Here is a 21,074-nt window from a genome sequence, read left to right as displayed (position 1 = left end):
TTTTAACACCAAATTCATGCGGTTCACGAGAGCTCATATTCCGACACCGGGCATGTGATTTGAACCGGTTCTCCCTGTGGCGGGAAGCTGCAGAAGCCAGGTCTTGCAAGAGACGTCAGCTTTGAGGAGAAAACCCATGAAATTGAATCTTGCGTGTCTGGGCGGCGCCCTAGCCGTCTTGCTTCTTCCGCTCCCCGCTCATGCTGCCTGTGACGTCAAAGTGCCCGGCTACGAGTTGACCGGTGACCAGGCGCAATCCGTCTATGATTGTCTGAAGGCCGATTTGCAGTCCGGTTATCAGAAAGGGGCCAAGCGCTGGATCCCGGAGGACTTCGTCAGGGATTATCCCGGATGGACAGCCGCCAGCGCCTTTCCGGCAGCGCCTGGGTTTCATGGTGGCCGGTTCCTGGTCACCTATGTGAATTCCGTCGGTGCGGAGGAATACCTGAAATACAAGCCCGAAAACGTTCAGATCCCGGCCGGAACAAGGATCGCCAAGGAATCCTTTGCTGTCGATGATGACGGCAAGGTCGCGACGGGGCCGCTTTTCCTGATGGAAAAAGTGGCGGCCGGAACATCACCGGAAACCGATGACTGGTTCTACATGATGGTCTCGCCCGGCGGCGTGCCCCAGGCCGTCGATGTCATCACCGCCTGCAGCGAATGCCACCAGGGAAATTTCGGCGAACAGGGTGGTCTCGGCTATCCGGCCGAAGAGGCCCGGATCAGGTAATCCTGACCTGATAAAGGGCAGACTGTTCGCCGGATCGCGTTCACCAAATCCGAGGTATGTTGGACCCATCGGTTGATCTCCCGGGAGAGACGACCAGATACTCCTGTCGGAGGGCGCTGGATTGTGCGCCGGCATACCGGGAGGATTTCATGAAACGGTTTGGACTATCGCTTGCAGCCTGTCTCCTTTTCCAGGGAGGTATTGCCCAGGCCTCCGACAAGCTGGTCGAGCTGCCCGGCTACAACACGCCCATTCCGCAGGACATTCTGACCCCGGACGAGGTTGAGACGCGGTTCGGTACGCTGAAGTTCGTTGACGGGCGGCCGACACCGGAAACCAGCGCGCTGATGTATGACACGCTCGATTTCATGCGCGGCGTCGAAGTGTTCCTGAATTTCATCCCGGCGACCTCCATCGAGGGCATTCGCCGGGGCATGGACAAGATCGGTGTCAACCAGGCGCACAAGGTTGCCGTGTTCGAGGAGCTGATGGATTCCAATCCGCTCTTTCTGACCGGCAACACGGATACGGTCTACGCCTCCTCCATTCTCGACCTCGGACGGGATGGCCCCACCGTGATCGAAGTGCCAAAGGGCCAGGGCCCGACCACTGTGAACGACGCCTATTTCCGGTTTGTCACCGACATGGGTGTTCCGGGACCGGACAAGGGCGAAGGTGGCAAATATCTGATCCTGCCGCCCGATTATGACGGCGACCTCGACCCGCCGGTGGGCGGATACGAGGCCGAGGTGGAGGGCGAAACCTATTTTGTTTCGAAATCAACCAGCTACATCAACTGGTTCATCGCGCGCGGCTTTCTGGTGGACGGCAAGACCGATACGGCCGTTGCTGCCTACAGGGACGGTTTGAAGATCTATCCGCTGAAGGACAAGGCGTCACCGCCGCAGATGGAATTCGTCAACGCCTCCAAGAAGGTCTTCAATACGATCCATGCCAACACGTTCGAATTCTACAACGAGCTGAACACGGTGCTGCAGAAGGAACCGATATCGACCTTTGATCCGGAGTTGCGCGGTCTTGCGGCAGCGATCGGCATCCAGAAGGGCAAGGACTTTGCCCCTGACGAACGCATGACGCAGCTCCTGACCGAAGCAGTTGCCATCGGCAATGCGACGGCGCGGACGATCTGGCTCAAGCCGCGTGACAAGGCTGCCTATCTTTACGAAAACAGCGGCTGGTTCACGGCCTTTATCGGTGGCAGCTGGGAGTGGTTGCGTGACGAGGGCAAGGGCGGTCGCTATCTCGATGCCCGGACCATGTTCTTCTATATGGCGACGGTCAACACGCCCGCGATGGTGCTCAAGATCCCCGGAAAGGGCTCTCAATATGCGCTGACCGTCACCGACAGTTCGGGCGCATTCCTCGATGGGTCAAAAAGCTATTCCCTGACCATTCCGGCCAATGCGCCGGCCAAGGACTTCTGGTCGGTGGTCGTCTACGATCCTCAGACACGATCGGAACTGCAGACCAGCCAGCCGTTCCCGAGCAAGAACAACAAGCGAGACAAGCTTGTCGAAAACGAGGATGGATCGGTGACGCTGCATTTCGGTCCGGAAGCGCCGGCCGGCAAGGAAGACAACTGGGTGCAGACGGTGGCCGGCAAGGGTTGGTTTGCGATCCTGCGCCTTTATGGCCCCGAAGAGGCCTGGTTCGAAAAGACCTGGCGTCCGGGCGAGATCGAACCGGCGGGCTGAACAGATCCAAGGCGCGGCGGAGTGTCTGAAAGCCTATTCCGCCGCCTTGAGAAGGCTGTGCTCGACGGGTGCGGCTGCGGTGCCGATCCACAGATCCAGAAAGCGGTCGAGCCATTTCCTGACGGCCGGGTCATAGACAAACCGTCCTGCGAAATGGTCCCGGCGCTGCTGGGCGCCTGGCAGTTCCATGCGCGGAGCACCCTTGGTGGTCCACTTGACCATCATCTGGTGCGTGAGTTCCGGGTGAAACTGGATGCCGTAGGCCGCCGGGCCATGCCGGATGGCCTGGTTCGGATAAGTCGGGCTGGTCGCCAGAAGTTCTGACCCCTTGGGCAGATCAAAGCCTTCGCGGTGCCACTGATAGACCTTGTTCGGCCAGTCCATCAGGGCGTCTCCGGTCTCAGTCGGGCGCAGCGGATAATAGCCGATCTCGACCAGGCCATCGCCGTGGCCGCTGACGGTGCCGCCGAGTGTCTTGACCATCATCTGGGCGCCGAGGCAGATGCCCAGAAAGGGCTTTTGTTCCCTTAGCGGCACGTTGATCCAGTCGATTTCCTTCTGAACAAACGCGTCCGGGTCATTGGCGCTCATCGGGCCGCCGAAAATAACGGCGCCAGCATGCCGCGCCATGGTCTCGGGCAGACTGTCCCCGAAACGGGGCTTGCGAATGTCGAGGGCGAAGCCACGCTTGACAAGTTCCTGGCCGACCCGGCCGGGAGAGGAATGCTCCTGATGGAGAATGACCAGGATTTTGGGACGATTTTTGACTGGATCGGGCTGAAAAAGCATGTGCTTAGTATGGGGGACCGGCGCGCAGAAATCGAGTCCTGTCGAGGGGCAATTTGCACATTCGCGCGGCGCTCATGCCTTGATCTCGCGCATCAGGCCTCGTCTTCGGGCGCCGTCTGGGCCACCTTGTGGCGCAGTGTCATCCGGTCGCGTGTCGAGACGCCGAGCAGTTCGGCCACACGCCAGATGGTGTTGTCCTCGAATTCGTGCACATGGCCGTCGGCATAGACGATTTCCCACATCATCTCGACGATTGCGAGCCGCTCTTCTTCTTCCGTTGTGCGCTTGAGCACCGAGGTGAAGCCATAAAGGTCCACGGCTTCCTCGTCGCGCTGCTTGGCGGCCGCGATCAGTTCCGTGGTTTCCTTGTCGCTGAGCTCATAGTGCTTCTGCAGGATCTCCCGCAACTTGGAGCTTTCCGACTCTTCGATGACGCCGTCGATATCGATCAGGTGAAACAGTAGTGCGGCTGCGGCCAGGCGCTTGTCGTCCTCGGCGAAGGTCTTTTCTCCGCTGTCACCGAAGGTCAGTTCCCGAACAAAGCTTTTCAGCGCATTGAGCATGTCTTCCGTTCCCGTTTGTCGGCCCCCCTGAAGGCCATTTCTTATTGCTATACCATTCCTTCTTTAGCATCAAAGAGTTGATGTCGACTTTAAGACCCTGAGATGGTGTGTAAAATCGGTATTTTCGAGTCAACTTTTTGGAATCGTTCTAAACTATTGATTTTTTTGACATTTATATCTTGACTTTTACCCTCATGAAATGGTTACACCGATCCATTCCCAGTGCAACCGCACTTCCCGTATTTCAGAAAACGCCAGCCGTTGCCGATCAATGGCGGGCTTTCCCAGGTTAGGAACGGACTCGTGAAATCTCTCAAATTTGGCCTCCTGGCCGCGACAGCCCTTTTTGTTTCACCGGCGATGGCCGCGACCCCGTCCGATGTCCTGTCGACCTATAGTGACATCGCCCAGGCCAAGTTCGCGGACTCCCTGGCAACTGCCAAGAGCCTGAAGGCAGCCGTCGACAAGCTGGTTGCCGAGCCGACGGAAGCCAACCTGGAAGCGGCCCGGGCAGCCTGGATCGAGGCGCGCAACCCGTATCAGCAGACCGAAGCCTACCGGTTCGGCAACGCCATCGTCGACGACTGGGAAGGCAAGGTGAATGCCTGGCCGCTCGATGAAGGCCTGATCGACTATGTCGATGCCTCCTACGGCGACGAGTCGGAAGAAAACGACTTTTATGCCGCCAACGTCATCGCCAATCCGACGCTGAAGGTCGGCGGCGAAACCATCGACGCCACCGAAATCACCGCAGAACTGCTGGCCGACACGCTGCAGGAAGCCGGCGAAGTGGAAGCCAACGTGGCGACCGGCTATCACGCCATTGAATTCCTGCTCTGGGGCCAGGACCTGAACGGCACCGATGCCGGTGCAGGCAGCCGTCCGGCGACCGACTTCGACACCGCCAACTGCACCGGCGGCAATTGCGAACGCCGCATCCAGTATCTGCAGGCGGCAACCGATCTTCTGATCTCCGACCTGCAGGAAATGGCCGCTGCCTGGGCACCGGGTGGCGCGGCACGCGAAGAACTCGGCGGCAAGGGCGATGCCGGCGGCCTCGCCACGATCCTGACCGGCATGGGGTCACTGTCCTATGGCGAGCTGGCGGGCGAGCGCATGAAGCTCGGCCTGATGCTGCATGATCCGGAAGAAGAGCATGACTGCTTCTCCGACAACACGCACATGTCTCACTACAATGACGTCGTGGGCATCCGGAATGTCTATTTCGGCGAATACAAGAGCCCGCTCGGCAATGATGTTGCCGGCGCATCGCTCGCCGACATGGTTGCCGAAAAGGACCCGGCACTGGCCGAAGAAATGAAGGCCAAGCTCGACGCTACCCTGGCGGCTTTCGACGTCATGAAGGCGCGCGCCGAAGGCGGTGAGGCCTATGACCAGATGCTCGGTGAAGGCAATGCAGAAGGCAATGCCGTCGTGCAGGCCGCGGTCGATGCCCTTGTTGACCAGACCGCGTCGATCGAGCGTGTCGTGAAGGTGCTCGAGCTGGACGAGATCGCCTTTGAGGGGTCCGACAGCCTCGACAATCCGGGCGCCGTCTTCGAATAAGCAAACATGTCCCGGTGGGTGGCGAGGACCGCCCACCGGGGTCTTCCGCGAATTGGGGCTCGCGGCAAAATCAGGATGCGATCCATGAAACCGGTTCCCGGTTCCGGCGCTGTGTTGGGCGCCTTTTTGTGTATGTGGCTGGCCGCAGAGCCGGCGTTTTCCGCAGACCCGCTCCCGCACCGGAACGACCTGTCGGCCCAGGACCGGGCAAAAGTCTCCAAAGTGCTGTCCTTCCCCACGGATTTTCAAAGGGCGGAACCCTTCGAGTTGATGCAGGGCGGTGCCGGCACGTCGCAAAGCAGACCCAACCGCGATGCGCTTTCCCATGCCAATGCAAATCTGACCTTCGAGGAACAGCATCTGTTCAAGGTCGGCAATGGCCTTTTCAAGAAACTCTGGGCATCTTCGCCCTCTTCCACCCAGGCGTCAGACGGGCTCGGTCCGCTCTACAATGCCCGCTCCTGCCAGGGTTGCCATTTGAAGGATGGTCGTGGCCGGCCACCGCGCGAGGGCGACGAGGCCGTGTCGCTGTTCCTGCGCCTGTCCATTCCGCCGCAAACGGAAGACCAGCGCCAGGCGCTCACGCAAAAAGACATCCTGTCCGTGCCCGAACCCACCTATGGCGGCCAGTTCCAGGCGTTTGCCGTCCCGGGTCTTGCGGGTGAAGGGCGGTTCGATATCGAAACGGAAGAGATCGTGGTGCCGTTGAATGGTGGGGAGACGGCGATCCTGCAGCGCCCGGTCTACAATATCCGGGATCTCGGGTTTGGTGACATGCATCCAGAGACGCTGGTGTCGCCCCGGGTGGCGCCGCCCATGAGTGGCCTCGGCCTCATCCAGGCAATCCATCCGGGAGACATTGAGGCATTGGCCGATCCGGAGGATCTGGATGGCGACGGCATCTCCGGCAAGGTCAGCCGGGTGCGCGATCCTCAGACGGATGATCTGACGATCGGGCGTTTCGGCTGGAAAGCCAGCAATCCGACCATCCGGGCGCAGACCGCCGGCGCCTTTTCCGGCGACATCGGCATTTCAACGCCGGACAAGCCCGACAATTATGGCGATTGCACCGAAGCGCAGACCGCCTGCCGGGAATTGCCCCATGGCGAACAGGCCAAGCTCGGGCCCACCGAAGCCCCGGATCCGGTCATGGAACTGGTGACCTTTTATTCCGAGAACCTTGCGGTTCCGGCCCGGCGTGACGTGGAGGACCCGGAGGTTCTCAGGGGCAAACAGGCGTTTTACGAAGCCGGCTGCACGTCCTGCCACCAGCCGAAATTCGTCACCAGCCGTGATGCAAACAATCCGGCACACCGGTTTCAGCTGATCTGGCCCTACTCGGATTTCCTGCTGCACGATATGGGCGAAGGGCTCGAGGATGGTCGCCCGGTTGGCGACGCGTCGGGCCGGGAGTGGCGGACGCCACCGCTTTGGGGTATTGGCTTGACGGAGACGGTCAACAATCACACCCGCTTCCTGCATGACGGCCGGGCGCGCAACCTGCTTGAAGCGGTGTTGTGGCACGGAGGCGAAGCCCAACAGGCGCGCGATGCAGTCGTGGCGCTCTCGCCTGCGGATCGCCAGTCTCTTCTTCGGTTTTTGGAGTCTCTTTGATGCGGTCTCTACTTCTCGCCCTGGCAATCTCCCTGCCGGCCTTGCCCGCCGGGGCTGCTGACCTGAACACGCCGCTTCAGGCCGTTATTTCCGGTTACATCGGGCCCGCAACTCAGGATTTTGCCACCGCTGCAGCCAAGTTGCCTGGCGCAGTTGAAACTGTTTGCGCTGACAACAGCGAGGCCAATCAGCAGGCCTTGACGGCAGCATTTTCCGAAACCGTCGACCGGTTTGCCCGGATCCATTTTCTTCGTTTTGGTCCTTTGCTGGAGGACGACCGCCTCAACCGGCTGTCCTTCCTGCCGGATCCGCGCGGCATTGCGCAGCGTCAGATCCGGAAGGTCTACGCGGCAAAAGACGAGAGCGTGCTTGACGTTCAAAGTCTCAGGGAAAAAAGTGTCGCGCTTCAAAGCCTGACCGCCTTTGAACTGATTGCCTTCGACAAGTCGGCAAATCTTGTTCTCGGCAGCGATGAAAAAAACCGGGATTTCACCTGCCGGTATGCGCTGGCGATCGCCCGGAACGCAGCGGCCATTTCGGGGGAGGTCGCCGCTGACTGGGCCGACCCGGACGGATACCGCACGCTGCTTCTGACGGGCGGGGCCGACAACCCGCGCTTCCAGTCTTCCAAGGAAGCCTTTGAAACCGTCTACAACGCCTTCACCACGGCGCTGACCATCGTCAAGGACCAGGATCTTTTGCCGGCCCTTGGCACCAGTGCCGAAAAGGCAAAACCGCGACGTTTTCCCTATTCACGGTCTGGCAACGCGGTCACGTATCTGACCGCGGAACTGGATGGTGTTCGGGACGCGATTTTCAGCATGCCGCTCAAAGACATGATGTCGGCGGATGACCAGTGGACTCTTGATACGCTTGGCTTTGAATTCAAGAATGCGGACGGCTATCTGGCAAAGCTTCAACCGCCTCTGCGGACCACGTTTGGCGAAAACGGCAGCTACAACATGGCGTCCGCTCTTGTGATCAATGTCGGATCGATCCAGGACCTGTTGCAGGGCATTGCCGGGGCTCTGGACCTGTCAGGAGGGTTCAATGCCCTGGACGGGGACTAGGGCGCGGCGCCTGTCGCGGCGCGGTTTTCTGGCCGCGCTTGGCAGCCTGGCTGCTGCACCGGCCTTTTCCCGCTCGACGCTTGCCACCAGTCTTCTGGGACGTGATGCTGCCGACGACGTTCCCCTGTTGGTGAGCGCCTTCCGACAGGCGGATGGCGCCTATGGTGTCGGCATCTTTGATGACCTGGGGCAGATCCTCGCAAAGGTCTCTCTGCCTGGTCGCGGTCACGGCGTTGCGGTTTCGCCGGATCGGCAATGCCTTGTCGCTTTCGCCCGTCGCCCTGGCACTTTCGCGGTCGTCATACGACCGTTTCAGGAGCAGGAACCGCGTGTGCTGACGGCGGAAGCGGGTCGGCACTTCTTTGGCCATGGCTGTTTTTCGGCCGATGGCCGGCTGCTTTATGCCGTTGAAAACGACTTTGACAACGCACGCGGCGTCCTCGGCGTTTACGACATGAGCGGCAGGGACATGCGCCGTCTGGGCGAACTGGACACCGGTGGCATCGGGCCGCACGAATTGCTGCTTTCCCCGGATGGCGAGACGCTGATCGTTGCCAATGGCGGTATTGAAACCCACCCGGACAAGGACCGCGAAAAGCTCAACCTTGAGACAATGTCTCCGTCTGTCGTCTTTCTCGACCGCGAGACAGGCGACATTCTGGCCGAACACCGTCTCGAGAAAGACCTGCATCAACTCTCCTTGCGCCACATGGCGCTTGACGCGGAAGGACGTGCCTGGGTCGGCGGGCAATTCGAAGGACCGGAGACTGAGACGCCGCCTCTGGTCGGCCTGTTCTCGCGCGACAGATCGCCGGTCCTGACGGAAATTCCGATCAAAACGGCTGCGGAATTGCAGAATTACATTGGCTCCGTTACGGCCAATCGGGCCGGCGACGTCATCGCCACCTCTGCACCGCGGGGCGGGCGGACGCTGTTCTGGAACGCTGCGACCGGGGACTATCTCGGCAGCCAAAGCATCGCAGACGGTTGCGGCGTCGCACCGATCGACCAGGGCAGTTTCCTCGTTTCCGACGGCAATGGCGCGCTGTCGCTGGTAACGGACCCGCAGGACCCGGCGGAAATCCTGGCGCGGCCTCCCGGAATTTCCTGGGACAACCACATGTTCGCACTTTCCTGAAGCGCGCTTTCCGCTGCAAAACAGGCAGGTTCCGTTTTTGGCCAAATTCGGCGGGCACTCTGTGTCGCGACGTTCCGCCTCAATTGGTCTACATTGGGGCCGATTCGCCATGGGGAGACCGGAATAATGCGTCGGCTTTTGATCGGATTGGGCAGCTTGCTGTTCATGCTGGTGACCATCGTCCTGGTGGTGCCGCTGTTCCTGCCCAAGGACGAAATCAAGCGTCAGGTGGTTCAACAGGTGGATCAGCGCCTCGGATGGCGACTGCGTCTTGATGGCCCCGTGTCGCTGTCGCTCTTTCCAGCCTTCTCGCTGACTGCCGACAAGGTTGGTGTTGCGGGCGAAGCGGGCGCCGACGGCATCGAGTTCGCCAAGGCCGAACGGATCGAATTCGGCCTGGGCTGGGGCGGGCTGATTTCCGGCAATATCAATGTGACGGGCATCGCGCTGGAGCAGCCGAACATCTATCTGGAAGTCGGGCCAAATGGCACCACAAGCTGGGAGCCGCGCCGGGATTTGCCGGGTGACAATGCGCCGGCCTCGGCGGAGGCCGCCGCGCCGGCCTCGGCGGAGGCCGCCGCGCCGGCCTCCTCCGCAACAGACCCTGCAGCGGGCGAAGAAACGTCCTCTGCACCCTCTCAAGGATACTTGAAGAGCATTGGTGTCGACCGGCTTCAGATCTCCGGCGGTACGGTCACCTGGAAGGACCAGTCCGCCGATCAGCCCATCCGGATCAGTGATCTTGACCTGACCCTGAATGCACCGGACCTTGCGGGCGAGGTGGCGCTGGAAAGCCGGTTCGTTCTGCAGGACATCCCGCTCGGTGTCTCCGGAACCCTGTCCAATCCGCTTGGCATGGTGGCTGGCGAACAGGTGCCCGTTTCCCTGACCCTTTCCAGTGGCGAGAACAGCCTGAAAATCGACGGCAGTGGCGGTATCAAACCGGCTCGGGCGGATTTGGCCCTGGAAGCTGCCGGACCCTCCCTGAAAGCCCTGGCTGCCCTGGCCGGCCAGGACATCGAAACGGATCCGGGGGCCTTCAAGCTGGATGCCAAGGTGGCAGGCAACGAAGCCGCCGTGTCCGTTGCGGACCTGCATGTGTTGCTTGGCCAGTTGTCGCTCGGTGGGGCCATGGACGCGGACCTCGCCGGACTGGTGCCGGAGATTTCCGGTCGCGTGGTGTTGAAAGACGGCTCGATTGCCGATCTTCTGCAGCTTTCTGGCCAGAACCTGCCCGCAAGCGGAAAACTCAGCGCCGATCTCGCCTTTGAAACGGTCGGCCTGACGGGTGAGGAGCTGGTTGCGGGGCTCGACATCAACGGGACCGTGCGCGTCGCGGAAGGTGAAATCGGCGGCCTGGGTCTTGCCTCCGCCGTTGGCGGCGACCCGGAAGCCGACCGGCTGACCAATCTTGCCATGCAGGTCGAGCTGGAAGGGCTGGAAAACCCGATTTCCCTCAGCGGTGCGCTCTCCTGGCGCGGTGAGGCTTTCAGCCTGACAGGCGAGGCAGCCACGGCGCAGCTGCTTGCGGGCAATGCGGCACCGGTTTCCGTAACCGTGAAAAGCAACCGGCTCAGCGCCGGGTTCAACGGGCAGGCATCGAGAACAGGTGCGGTTGACGGTGCTGTCAATCTGGAAACGGCCGATCTGCGTGGTCTGATGGCCTGGATGGGGCAACCGCTCGGTGCAGGTGGCGGCCTGAAACGCTTCAAGGCATCCGGTATTTTTGGCGTGAAGGGCGAGACGCTGTCTTTTGAAGAAACGCGCTTCACCCTGGATGACACCTCCGGAGAGGCGAATGGCCGGATTGTGCTGGCCGGCAAACCGTCGGTAACCGCACGGCTCGATCTGCGCGAACTGGTGCTTGATCCGTATCTCGGGAGCGCGTCGAAAGCTTCGGGGGGTGGCTCCCAGGGAACGGGTTCTGGCGGTGCCAGCGGTGGTCAGCGGACAAACAGTCAGGGCTGGAGCACAGCGCCGATCGACTTTTCCGGCCTGAAAGCCATTGATGCCGATTTCAAGCTGACCACGCGTGAAATCCGCTGGGACAAGATCAAGATCGACCAGAGTGCGTTGTCGACAACGATCAAGAACGGCGTGCTGACGGCCAATCTGGAAAATCTGGCGCTCTATGGTGGCAAGGGCTCCGGCATGGTGACGCTGAACGGCGCCGCGGCAACGCCGGAACTCTCGGCCAAATTCTCGATGAACGACCTCAACGCCTATCCGGTCCTGCGTGATGCTGCGGATTTTGGCTGGATCGAAGGCAAGGCGACCATCAATCTGGATGTCACGTCGAGGGGAGGCAGCGAACAGGCCCTGGTGCAGGGTCTGAACGGCACGGCCAGCTACAATTTCGCCGACGGCGCCATTCGCGGCATCAATATTCCGAAGATGGTGCGAGGCCTATCGATCGAGACCCTGCTTGGCTGGCAGACCAATCCATCGGCCAAGACCGACTTCAGCTCGCTCGGTGCAAGCTTTCAGATCCAGAACGGCATCGCCACGACCAATGACCTCTCTCTGATCGGTCCGCTGATCCGCATGACCGGCAAGGGCACCACCGACATGCCTGCGCAACGGCTGTCCTGGCGGGTTGAGCCGAAGATCGTGCCGACGCTTGAAGGTCAGGCACCCCAGCCGCGCCGCAAGGGCGAGGACAAGAAGCTGGCCGGGCTCGGTGTGCCGATCGTGATCGAAGGCAACTGGAACGATCCCCGCATCTATCCCGACATCAAGGGCATCCTGGAAAATCCGGAAGCGGCCTACAAACAACTGGAAAAGACCGGCGGCGAGCTGATCTCGATCCTGAAGGGCGACAAGGCGCCTTCGCAGGAACTGGTGGATCAGGCCAACAAGGTCATCGAGCGGGCGACCGGCGGCCGCACCCAGATCGACGTCGAAAAGGTCATCGAGGGCAAGGTCGACGACGAAGAGGTTCTGAAGGCGGTCGAGGAAGGTTTCGGCCTGCCGCAAGGGCTTCTCGGCAATGTGTTCGGGAACAAGAAGAAGAAGAACTGACAGGATCATGGCCGTATCAGCCAGGGTGTTGTCCACCGGCTAAGCGGCTGTTTTTCAGGTAGTATTTCCTTTTCAAGGAATCTGGACGTGTAAAGGTAGCCGCTGACTCTTCAGGTTCATTGCGCTTTTGAGGCGGCTTGCTACGCTTGAAGGGTCGAGGCGAATCTTGCGAGGCAAGCATGTCCCGGTCCAACGAAGCGCAGTGCGGCCGTCTGATGCGGACCGCCTGCATGAATGTCATAGGGTTCTGGCAATTGCTGCAGGAACCGGATGTTCACGAGCTCGACCCTGTCAAGCGCATGCAGTACAGGGCCTATGTGGTTGGATGCGCCCTTCACCTTGCCGATCTGGTGGTTCAACACGAAGAGGCCATGGCCGATCTTTACCCGCAGGACTGGGAGCCGGACCTGACGGGCAGCGCCCGGGATTTTCGCGAAATGGCCTATGCCTTTGACGGCGACTACCAGGACGAGCTCGACGAGCAGGCGCTCACTTTCAGCCAGAACGTGCTCTGCGTTTTCGTGCAGTAACGAGGTTGGAATTAGAGCAAATCGCGTTTAACCGGTCTCGGTTTTCGCTGTCTGAAATCAAAGATTTCAACGCAAAAACCGAGGATCATTGGATCTCATGAAACGCGACGTTCTCTAGAGCTCTAGCGCGGCCATCATTCGCTCGACCGCTTCTTCCACCGTGCCGGTGTTTTCGATCCGGACGAGATTGGCAACGTTGTCGGGTTCCAGATCGGCGCGTTCCAGCCGTCTTTGAATGTCTTCCCGGCTTTCCCGGCCGCGGGCGGCCAGGCGCCCGGCGAGAACCTCGACCGGGGCCGTGATCAGCAGCGTGATGGCGGTCCGGTACTTGCCGTCGGCCTGTTTCAGGACGCGGCGGGAGCCGTTGGCGATGACGGTCTCTCCGGAGCGGATGGCATCGTCATAAGTCTTCGGGATGACATAGCCGAGACCGTGTGCCTCCCAAGAAAGCGCGACGCCGCCTTCGGCGACCAGCCGGTCGAAGGCCTCCCGGCTGAGCGTGTCATGGTCTTCCGCATTGGCATCGGCGACCCTTGTGATGGCCCGGCGGGCAAAGGAGACATCCTTGCGCCCGGCAAGGCGCGCCTTGAGCGCGTCCATCAGCGTATCCTTGCCGGCCCCGCTCGGGCCGACAACCAGAACCATGCGTCCGGGGCCGAGTTTTTCAGCCGTTTTGAGGGCTGCGTCAGGCAACGCGCTTGCCTTCCCGCCAGACGCCCCGCACCACCGGAATGGCACCGACCATCTTGACCTGGATCAGATCAGCCCTGCGGCCCGGCGTGATCATGCCGCGATCGGTGAGACCAATGGCGTTGGCCGGTGTCGACGTGACGGTTGCCACCGCCTTGGGCAGGCTGATCGCCTCGATTTCTTCGGCCAGCTGGAAGGCGGCCTGAAGCAGCGAGATCGGGACATAGTCGGAGGAGAGCACGTCAAGCACGCCGGCTTCGGCGAGTTCCCTGGCCGAGATGTTGCCGGAATGCGATCCGCCGCGCACCACGTTGGGCGCGCCCATCAGCACGGCCATGCCGGCCTCATGAGAGGCCCTGGCCGCTTCCAGCGTGGTCGGGAATTCGGCGATCTTGGTGTTCAGACCGACCGCTTCCTCCACGTGAGCCACCGTGGCATCGTCATGGCTGGCAATGGCAATGCCGCGCTCTCCGGCAATTTCGGAGAGCTTCTTGCGGTTTGCCGGGGCGATGCCGCTGGCGCGTTGCTGGCGCTTCTGGATGAACTCTTCCATCTGGGCGTCGGTGAAGCCCTTCTTGCCCTGGTAATAGATCTTGTAGGCGTCCAGCGACACGAACTGGCGCTGACCGGGCGTGTGATCCATCAGCGAGATCAGGCGGATGCTGTCGTCGTCCTCGAACACCTTGAAGGCATCCAGCACGTCCGGGGCGGAGACTTCGCAGCGCAGATGGATGAAGTGATCGGCACGCAGGCGGTTTTCGCGCTGGCCGGTATCAATGGCGTCGGCCAGGGCGCGCATGTCCGGATAGCGCAGGTCCGCGTCCTCGTCCATGCCGACCCGCAGGGCATCGAACACCGTGGTGATGCCGGAGCAGGCAATCTGGGCGTCATGGGCCTGAACGGCTGATACCGCGTTCCAGCGCACTTTCGGGCGCGGGGCATAATGGGTTTCCAGATGGTCGGTATGCAGCTCAACAAGCCCGGGCAGAAGGTAATCGCCTTCGCAGTCATGACCTTCGGTTTCCGTCGGAGACCCGACCTCGGAAATCAACCCGGCTTCATCGACCGTCAGGGACCCGTCCAGAACGTCATCGGCCAGAATGAGGCGGGCGTTCTTGAAGGTTTTGGGATGCGTGCTCATGCAGTCTCCTTGCGGGTTTGGCCTTCGATCTCGGTGAGCGCGTTTTCCGGCGACGTGTCGCCGTGCAGCTGGAAGATCGAATGGACCTGGAAAGGAGCGCCGCGCTCCTGCTCGGTATAAAGTCCGACCTGCGCGCAGGTGCGCGGCTGGCCGGTGACCTCTGAAAAATGCGTTTTTGCGGCCGAAGCCAGAAGGCCGGCTTCCGTGTCGTTCTCCAGCTTGTTGGAGAGCGTCATGTGGAAGCGGAATTCGTCAAAGATGTAGGGATAACCCCAGGAGGTCATGTAGCTATCCAGCTTCGGCGACAGGCCGCTCTTGCGGCGCCGTTCCAGGTCCGCTTCGCTGAGCGGTGCCCGGAAAGGCTCGAACCGGCGGACGCAGAGCGCGGCGAAGGCGGAAAGCGCTGCTTCCGGCTGGTCCGGTGTCAGGGCCAGAAATCGGCCAAGCGGATTGACGCTGAGGCTCTTGATCTCAAACGGGGCAATGTCGGCGGCAAAGGCCTGGCAGGCGGCCACGAGATCCGCTTCGCTCTTGCCGTTTTTCAGCGAGAACGGCGCCTTGAGCGTGCCGTGGAACCCGTAGCGGCGCGGATCCGTGGTCAGGGCTTCAAAGCGGCCGGCATCCAGGCCGTCAATGGCCGGTTGTCTAAGGGTGTTGCCGGTAAAAGGGTCCCGCCCGAGCCAGTGATTGCCGAGCTGCATGAGGGGATCGCCTGCGTCGGCGGCAAAATAGATCGCGTAGCGCATGGTCAGAATCGCAATATCAAAAGAGGCCGGAGTGATGGCCTATAGGCGGGTGGTGACTGTTCTGTGACAGTTTCCACCCGCCCGCAAGCATTTCCTTCTGTCGGGCTCAGGCGGCCGCGTCGGCGGCGAAGCCCGAGACGTCGATGATCCGGTCGGCGATCTGCTCGCGCACATCCTGGTCGTGGAGAATGCCGACCATGGCAACGCCCTTGGCCTTCTTCTCTTCCACCAGGCGCACCACGACGGCCCGGTTGGCCGCATCCAGAGAGGCGGTCGGCTCGTCCAGGAGCAGGATCGGGTAGTGAGCAATGAAGCCGCGGGCGATGTTGACGCGCTGCTGCTCGCCGCCGGAGAAGGTGGCCGGCGGCAGGGTCCAGAGCCGCTCGGGCACATTCAGCCGGGCGAGAAGCGCCCGCGCCGTGTCGACCCCTTCGGCTTCGCTCGCGCCCTGCGCGATCAGCGGCTCGGCGACGACATCTTCGGCGGAGACACGCGGAATGGTGCGCAGGAACTGGCTGACATAACCAATCGTGTCTTCGCGCAGCTTGAGCACCTTGCGCGGTTCGGCGCCGGCCACATTGACGATCTCGTCGGTGACCGTGACCAGGATCTGGCCCTGGTCGCAGCGGTAATTGCCGTAGATCATTTTCAGGATCGAGCTCTTGCCGACCCCGGACGGGCCGCCAAGCACCACGCATTCGCCGGCATTGACGGAGAATTCGACCTGATTGACCACGGGAATGACGGCGCCGCCCTGCAGATGCATGGTGAAGGTCTTGCCGACATTGTTGAGATAAAGGCGTACGGGCATATCTGGCATCCTTTACACCTGGAGAATGGAGGAAACGAGCAGCTGGGTATAGGGCTCGCGCGGATCGTCGAGCACCTGGTCCGTCAGGCCGCTTTCAATGACATTGCCGTGGCGCATGACCATGATCCGGTGCGACAGCAGCCGGGCAACGGCGAGGTCGTGGGTGACGATCACCACGGAGAGGCCGAGATCGGCCACCAGCCGGCGCAGCAGATCCAGAAGACGGGCCTGGACCGAAACATCAAGACCGCCGGTCGGTTCGTCCATGAACACCAGCCGCGGCCGGGTCACCAGATTTCGGGCGATCTGCAGGCGCTGGCGCATGCCGCCGGAAAAGGACCGCGGATCGTCGTCGATGCGGTCGCTCTCGATTTCCACCCGGCCCAGCCAGTCATCGGCGGTGGAGCGGATGTTGCCATAGTGGCGGTCGCCGATGGCCATCAGCCGCTCGCCGACATTGGCGCCGGCGGAGACGTTCATGCGCAGGCCGTCGGCCGCGTTCTGGTGCACGAAGCCCCAGTCGGTGCGCATCAAAAGGCGGCGTTCGGCCTCGGTCAGCTGATAGAGGTTGCGCATGGCACCGTCGCGCATGCGGTACTCGATGGCGCCGGTGGTCGGTGCGAGGCGGGTCGACAGGCAGTTGAGCAGCGTGGTCTTGCCGGAGCCGCTCTCGCCGACAATGGCCAGCACTTCGCCAGGCCAGAGGTCGAAGGAGACGTCGAGGCAACCGACCCGGTCGCCATAATAGCGGGTCACATTGTGGACCTGCAGCAGCGGGTCCTGATCTTGGATGGCGGTCATCGGGCGGCCTCCCCGGCCTTGGTGTCGTCGAATTGGTGGGCTGCCTGGCTGGCGGCCATCGGGCCGACATGGCCCGCCGCGCGCCGTTCCTCGCAATGGTCGCTGTCGGAACAGACGAACATGCGCCCGCCCTTGTCATCGAGGATGACCTCGTCGAGATAGACATTTTCCGCGCCGCACAGGCCGCAGGGCTTGTCGAATGTCTGCACCTCGAACGGGTAGTCCTCGAAGTCGAGGCTCTTCACCTTGGTATAGGGCGGAATGGCGTAGATGCGTTTCTCGCGGCCGGCGCCGTAAAGCTGCAGGGCGGCCATTTCGTCGATCTTCGGGTTGTCGAATTTCGGCGTCGGCGAAGGGTCCATCACGTAGCGGTCGTTGACCTTGACCGGATAGGCATAGGTCGTGGCGATATGACCGTTCTTGGCGATGTCCTCATAGAGCTTCACATGCATCAGGCCATAATCTTCCAGCGCATGCATCTTGCGGGTTTCCGTCTCGCGCGGCTCCAGGAAGCGGAGCGGCTCGGGGATCGGCACCTGGAACACCAGAACCTGGTCTTCGGTCAGGGTCTTTTCCGGGATGCGGTGGCGGGTCTGGATGACGGTGGCTTCCGCGGTCTCGTAGGTGGTGCGGATGCCGGCGGTCTTTTCGAAGAAACCGCGCAGGGACACCGCGTTGGTGGTGTCGTCGGAGCCCTGGTCGATCATCTTCAGGCAGTCGTTCTGCCCGAGGATCGCGGCGGTCACCTGCACCCCGCCCGTGCCCCAGCCATAGGGCATCGGCATTTCGCGCGAGGCGAACGGCACCTGGTAGCCCGGGATGGCGATGCCCTTCAGGATCGCCCGGCGGATCATGCGTTTGGTCTGTTCGTCCAGATAGGCGAAATTATATTCGCCCTGGTCGTAGATCTGAGCCGTGTCGTTCATTCTGCGGCCTCCTGGGCGCTCACGCCCTCTTCTTCCGTGTCGGCGTCTTCCTGGCGGCGTTTTTCGAACCACTCGGCGCGCATCTGGCGCACAAGGCCGAGTTCGGCCTGGAAATCGACGTAATGCGGCAGCTTCAGGTGTTCGACGAAGCCGGTTGCCTGGATGTTGTCGGAATGGGACAGGACAAATTCGACATCCTGCGCCGGGGCGACCTGTTCCTCGCCGAGTTCTTCCCAGCGAAGCGAGCGGTCCACCATGGCCATGGACATGGCCTTCCGCTCCACCTGGCCGAAGACCAGGCCATAGCCGCGTGTGAAGGTCGGCGCGGCCTTGGCAGAGCCCTTGAACTGGTTGATCATCTGGCACTCGGTCACCTTGATGGTGCCAAGCGTGACGGCAAAGCCGAGCTCTTCTGCAAAAAACTCCACCTCGACCTCGCCAAAGCGGATCTCGCCGGCAAAGGGGTGCGTGCGGCCATAGCCGCGCTGGGTGGAATAGGCGAGCGCCAGCAGGAAGCCCTCGTCGCCGCGGGCCAGATTCTGCAGGCGCAGGTCCCGGTCGGCGGGGAAGGACAGCGGCTCGCGGGTCAGATCGCCGATGGGCGTGTCTTCATCGGTGACCGGGTCCGGCTCCATCAGGCCTTCATCGCCCAGAAGATCGGTGACGCGGGGCATCGCCGTTTCGTGTGGCTCGGCGGTTTCCACTTCTTCAGGGGTGCTGCCGTCATCCTCGGCGGCAAGGGCAAAATCGAGCAGGCGGTGGCTGTAGTCGAAGGTCGGGCCGAGCACCTGGCCACCTGGAAGATCCTTGTAGGTGGCCGAGACCCGGCGCTCGACCAGCATGGCGCCGGTGTCGACGGGCTGGCTGTAACCGAAGCGCGGCAGCGTGGTGCGATAGGCACGCATCAGGAAGGCGGCCTCGATCAGGTCGCCCCTGGCCTGCTTGATGGCCAGCGCGGCAAGGCCTTCGTCATAGAGCGAGCCTTCGCCCATGACGCGGGCCACGGAATGGCTCAGCTGCTCGGCGATCTGGTCAAGCGTCAGCGCGGGAACGGAGGTGTCGCCCCGGCGGCGCTTGGCGGTGAGCTTGTGGGCGTTGCGGATGGCTTTTTCGCCACCCTTGACGGCAACATACATGGGCTCAGCCCTCCTGCAGTGTGATGCGGGTGGAACGGGGCAGGGCGGCAAGCTTGTCGCCGCCGGCGAAGATGAGGTCGATGCCGCGCGGGAACTGGCGGTTGTTGGCAATCACCTGGTCCCAGAAGACCGGCGGCACCGGGCCCGACTTGAAGAGGATCGTGTCCTTGATGCCCGGGCCTTCGAACATCACCATCGGTCCGTCCTCGAACGACTGTCCGGTCAGGATCACCGTGGTCGAGCGGTCCGGATATTCCGCCGAGCCCTGGTTGAAGCTCGCCAGCGGGATCATGGTGACCGGGGCCGAGACCAGCGCGAAGGCCGCCTCGACCGGCTCGCTGACAATCGGCGCGCCGGTGTGAAAGCGCAGGAACTGCTTGACGGCGTCCGAAGCCATCAGCGGCTTGTCGAGCCAGACCGGCGTGTCATAGTCGAACAGCGTCAGCGCGATGGTGGCGGCCAGCGGTGTCAGAGGCGCGGGCGGCGTCAGGCGGCCGGTATCGAGCGCGTGCTGCGTGCCCGGACGGGCCATGGCGTTCATGATGGTGCGGAAGGCGCCCTGGGCGTCATGCACCGGATCGGCAAAACCGGCGGCCAGCGGCGTCGCGGCCGAAGCGCTCTCTGCCAAAGTCCCATTTGCAGATGTCATCAATTGTCTCCCCGCACCATGGTGAAGAAGTTGACCTTGGTGGCCTCGGTTTCCTCGCGCACCGTGTCCTTGTCGGCGCTTTGCGCCTCGGCAAGCGGCGTGATGATCTCCGCCTCGATGCTGGCCTTCATGTCGTCGCGCTGCCACAGCGCGTCGATGACGGCCGACTGCAGGGCTTTCTGCTTGTTGCGGCCGAGGCTGTAGGAACTGCCGGTCTCGCCGGTGCCAAGGCGGACAACGCAGCGGGTGACCGTGACTTCGCCGAGGTTGAACGGGCTGCCGGTGCCGCCCATGCGGCCGCGGACCATCACCAGGCCGGTTTCCGGCTGGCGCACCAGTTCGAAGGACGGCGGGGTCAGGGTGTCATAGCGTTCGGCAACGGCTTCCGGCGTTGCGGCTGCCAGCGTTGCCATCAGGGACTGCCGGGCGCCGGTCGCGCCGGGCGCCAGGCTGGCGGTGAGGTCGGGAGTGGTGGTGTCTGTCATGAAGCGCGCCTTTTGGGTTGGGCGGTCCTTGCGGGTGTGAACTTGAAAATTCGAGGCTTGTCTAAACTTGATTTGTCTATTTGTCTAGACAAATAATCAGGTTGACTCTTTGGTACCGAAATTTGATGACGGGCGCATGACGACGCACACAACTCTTGACCGCAGCGCGGGCATTGCCGTCTGGCGGCAGATCATGGAAACGCTGAAGGCGGAAATCGTCAGCGGCGCCTTTGAAAAAGGCAGCCGTTTGCCGCCTGAATCCGAGTTGGCCGCCCGCTTCGGCGTCAACCGGCACACGGTGCGCAGGGCGATTGCCGCCCTGACCGCCGAGGGCATCCTGCGCGCCGACCAGGGCCGCGGCACCTTTGTGGCCTCCGCCCCCTTGAGCTACCCGATCGGGCCGCGCACGCGGTTTTCGGAAATCGTCTCCGGCCAGAACCGGGCCCCGGACGGCCGCATCATCGGCTCGGCCCTGGAAGAGGCCGACGCGCTTCTGGCCAACCAGCTGTCCGTGCCGCTCGGCACCATGTTGATCCGGGTGGAGTCGTTACGGGTCGCCGACGGCATCCCGATGATCGTTGCCACCAGCTGGTTCGTTCGGGAGCGGGTGCCGAATTTCGTCGCTGATTATGCCGACAGCGGCTCCATCACCGAGGCCCTGAAACGCGCCGGCATCTCAGACTACAGCCGCAAGGAAACCCGCATCACCGCCGAACTGGTCGAGGCCAGGGACGCCCAGCAACTCGGGATAGCTTTGGGCCAGCCCGTGATGGTGGTGGAGAGCATCAATCTGGATGGGGAGGGCCAGCCGCTGCAATATACGCGCGGGCGGGTGGCGGCGGACCGGATGCAGTTGGTGGTGGATGGGTGATGGGTGCAATGACTCGAATGGTTCCGGGAGGGTACTGTCGGCTGCTAGGAGTTTGCTCACCTAAGCGGACATTCGCTCG

Annotated in this window: 20 protein-coding genes; 9 read left to right on the top strand and 11 right to left on the bottom strand. The window is 62.0% G+C overall.

The annotated features are described in order from the left end of the window. The first annotated feature begins 136 nt into the window (after window positions 1-136). Both CHH27_RS18680 and CHH27_RS18675 read left to right on the top strand, forming a co-directional pair. Window positions 137-733 (top strand): hypothetical protein, encoded by a 597-nt coding sequence (locus CHH27_RS18680; RefSeq protein WP_094072928.1) that lies wholly within the window; start codon window positions 137-139, stop codon window positions 731-733. A gap of 149 nt (window positions 734-882) precedes the next feature. After that, entirely contained in the window at window positions 883-2,448 is a 1,566-nt protein-coding gene (locus CHH27_RS18675; RefSeq protein ID WP_094072927.1) for a DUF1254 domain-containing protein, read from the top strand. A gap of 33 nt (window positions 2,449-2,481) precedes the next feature. Here the strand turns inward: CHH27_RS18675 and CHH27_RS18670 are convergent, their stop codons facing one another. Then, window positions 2,482-3,237 (bottom strand): glutamine amidotransferase, encoded by a 756-nt coding sequence (locus CHH27_RS18670; protein WP_094072926.1) that lies wholly within the window; start codon window positions 3,235-3,237, stop codon window positions 2,482-2,484. Window positions 3,238-3,329: 92 nt separating this feature from the next. Beyond that, window positions 3,330-3,800, bottom strand: coding sequence for a TerB family tellurite resistance protein (locus tag CHH27_RS18665; RefSeq protein WP_094072925.1), 471 nt, complete (start codon window positions 3,798-3,800; stop codon window positions 3,330-3,332). A 360-nt stretch (window positions 3,801-4,160) separates the two neighbouring features. On the opposite strand from CHH27_RS18665, the gene CHH27_RS18660 reads away from it, so the two are divergent. The 6 genes from CHH27_RS18660 (at window position 4,161) to CHH27_RS18635 (ending at window position 12,739) form a co-directional block, all read left to right on the top strand. Then, entirely contained in the window at window positions 4,161-5,366 is a 1,206-nt protein-coding gene (locus tag CHH27_RS18660; RefSeq protein ID WP_094074857.1) for an imelysin family protein, read from the top strand. 84 nt (window positions 5,367-5,450) lie between these two features. Next, the gene (locus CHH27_RS18655) at window positions 5,451-6,980 is read left to right on the top strand and encodes a di-heme oxidoredictase family protein (RefSeq protein WP_094074856.1); all 1,530 of its coding nucleotides are present in this window, start codon (window positions 5,451-5,453) and stop codon (window positions 6,978-6,980) included. Further along, the gene (locus CHH27_RS18650; RefSeq protein ID WP_094072924.1) at window positions 6,980-8,050 is read left to right on the top strand and encodes an imelysin family protein; all 1,071 of its coding nucleotides are present in this window, start codon (window positions 6,980-6,982) and stop codon (window positions 8,048-8,050) included. The genes CHH27_RS18655 and CHH27_RS18650 overlap by 1 nt, the downstream gene beginning before the upstream one ends. Further along, window positions 8,031-9,188: a DUF1513 domain-containing protein gene (locus CHH27_RS18645; RefSeq protein WP_094072923.1), complete on the top strand. Its 1,158-nt coding sequence runs from the start codon at window positions 8,031-8,033 to the stop codon at window positions 9,186-9,188. Before CHH27_RS18650 ends, CHH27_RS18645 begins: the two co-directional genes overlap by 20 nt. A 126-nt stretch (window positions 9,189-9,314) precedes the next feature. Further along, on the top strand, window positions 9,315-12,209 hold the full coding sequence (locus tag CHH27_RS18640; RefSeq protein ID WP_094072922.1) for an AsmA family protein: 2,895 nt from the start codon (window positions 9,315-9,317) through the stop codon (window positions 12,207-12,209). Window positions 12,210-12,388: 179 nt separating this feature from the next. Then, entirely contained in the window at window positions 12,389-12,739 is a 351-nt protein-coding gene (locus tag CHH27_RS18635) for a hypothetical protein (protein WP_094072921.1), read from the top strand. A 114-nt stretch (window positions 12,740-12,853) separates the two neighbouring features. On the opposite strand, the gene phnN is transcribed toward CHH27_RS18635, so the two are convergent. From phnN to phnG, 9 genes are all read right to left on the bottom strand, one after another. Beyond that, entirely contained in the window at window positions 12,854-13,432 is a 579-nt protein-coding gene (gene phnN, locus CHH27_RS18630; RefSeq protein ID WP_247646128.1) for a phosphonate metabolism protein/1,5-bisphosphokinase (PRPP-forming) PhnN, read from the bottom strand. Beyond that, the gene (locus tag CHH27_RS18625; protein ID WP_094072920.1) at window positions 13,425-14,570 is read right to left on the bottom strand and encodes an alpha-D-ribose 1-methylphosphonate 5-triphosphate diphosphatase; all 1,146 of its coding nucleotides are present in this window, start codon (window positions 14,568-14,570) and stop codon (window positions 13,425-13,427) included. Before CHH27_RS18625 ends, phnN begins: the two co-directional genes overlap by 8 nt. Further along, a complete protein-coding gene (locus CHH27_RS18620) occupies window positions 14,567-15,316 on the bottom strand; it encodes a DUF1045 domain-containing protein (protein ID WP_094072919.1) in 750 nt (249 codons plus the stop codon). The genes CHH27_RS18625 and CHH27_RS18620 overlap by 4 nt, the downstream gene beginning before the upstream one ends. A gap of 106 nt (window positions 15,317-15,422) precedes the next feature. Continuing rightward, a complete protein-coding gene (gene phnL / locus CHH27_RS18615; protein ID WP_094072918.1) occupies window positions 15,423-16,127 on the bottom strand; it encodes a phosphonate C-P lyase system protein PhnL in 705 nt (234 codons plus the stop codon). A gap of 12 nt (window positions 16,128-16,139) precedes the next feature. Then, window positions 16,140-16,928, bottom strand: a complete 789-nt coding sequence (gene phnK, locus CHH27_RS18610) for a phosphonate C-P lyase system protein PhnK (RefSeq protein ID WP_094072917.1) — start codon at window positions 16,926-16,928, stop codon at window positions 16,140-16,142. Beyond that, complete coding sequence (locus CHH27_RS18605) at window positions 16,925-17,854, bottom strand: alpha-D-ribose 1-methylphosphonate 5-phosphate C-P-lyase PhnJ (RefSeq protein ID WP_094072916.1); 930 nt, start codon at window positions 17,852-17,854, stop codon at window positions 16,925-16,927. The genes phnK and CHH27_RS18605 overlap by 4 nt, the downstream gene beginning before the upstream one ends. After that, window positions 17,851-18,990, bottom strand: coding sequence for a carbon-phosphorus lyase complex subunit PhnI (locus CHH27_RS18600; protein ID WP_094072915.1), 1,140 nt, complete (start codon window positions 18,988-18,990; stop codon window positions 17,851-17,853). Before CHH27_RS18600 ends, CHH27_RS18605 begins: the two co-directional genes overlap by 4 nt. A 4-nt stretch (window positions 18,991-18,994) precedes the next feature. Further along, entirely contained in the window at window positions 18,995-19,639 is a 645-nt protein-coding gene (gene phnH / locus CHH27_RS18595; RefSeq protein WP_094072914.1) for a phosphonate C-P lyase system protein PhnH, read from the bottom strand. Next, window positions 19,639-20,124: a phosphonate C-P lyase system protein PhnG gene (phnG, locus tag CHH27_RS18590; RefSeq protein ID WP_094072913.1), complete on the bottom strand. Its 486-nt coding sequence runs from the start codon at window positions 20,122-20,124 to the stop codon at window positions 19,639-19,641. Before phnG ends, phnH begins: the two co-directional genes overlap by 1 nt. Window positions 20,125-20,260: 136 nt before the next feature. Here phnG and phnF point away from each other — a divergent pair, with 136 nt between their 5' ends. Further along, window positions 20,261-20,995, top strand: coding sequence for a phosphonate metabolism transcriptional regulator PhnF (gene phnF, locus CHH27_RS18585; RefSeq protein WP_094072912.1), 735 nt, complete (start codon window positions 20,261-20,263; stop codon window positions 20,993-20,995). Window positions 20,996-21,074: the final 79 nt, after the last annotated feature.

It is taken from the genome of Labrenzia sp. VG12, from assembly GCF_002237595.1.
Lineage (GTDB): Bacteria > Pseudomonadota > Alphaproteobacteria > Rhizobiales > Stappiaceae > Roseibium.
Note: the sequence above shows the minus strand (reverse complement) of the source record. Positions and strands in the feature narration are given on the sequence as shown.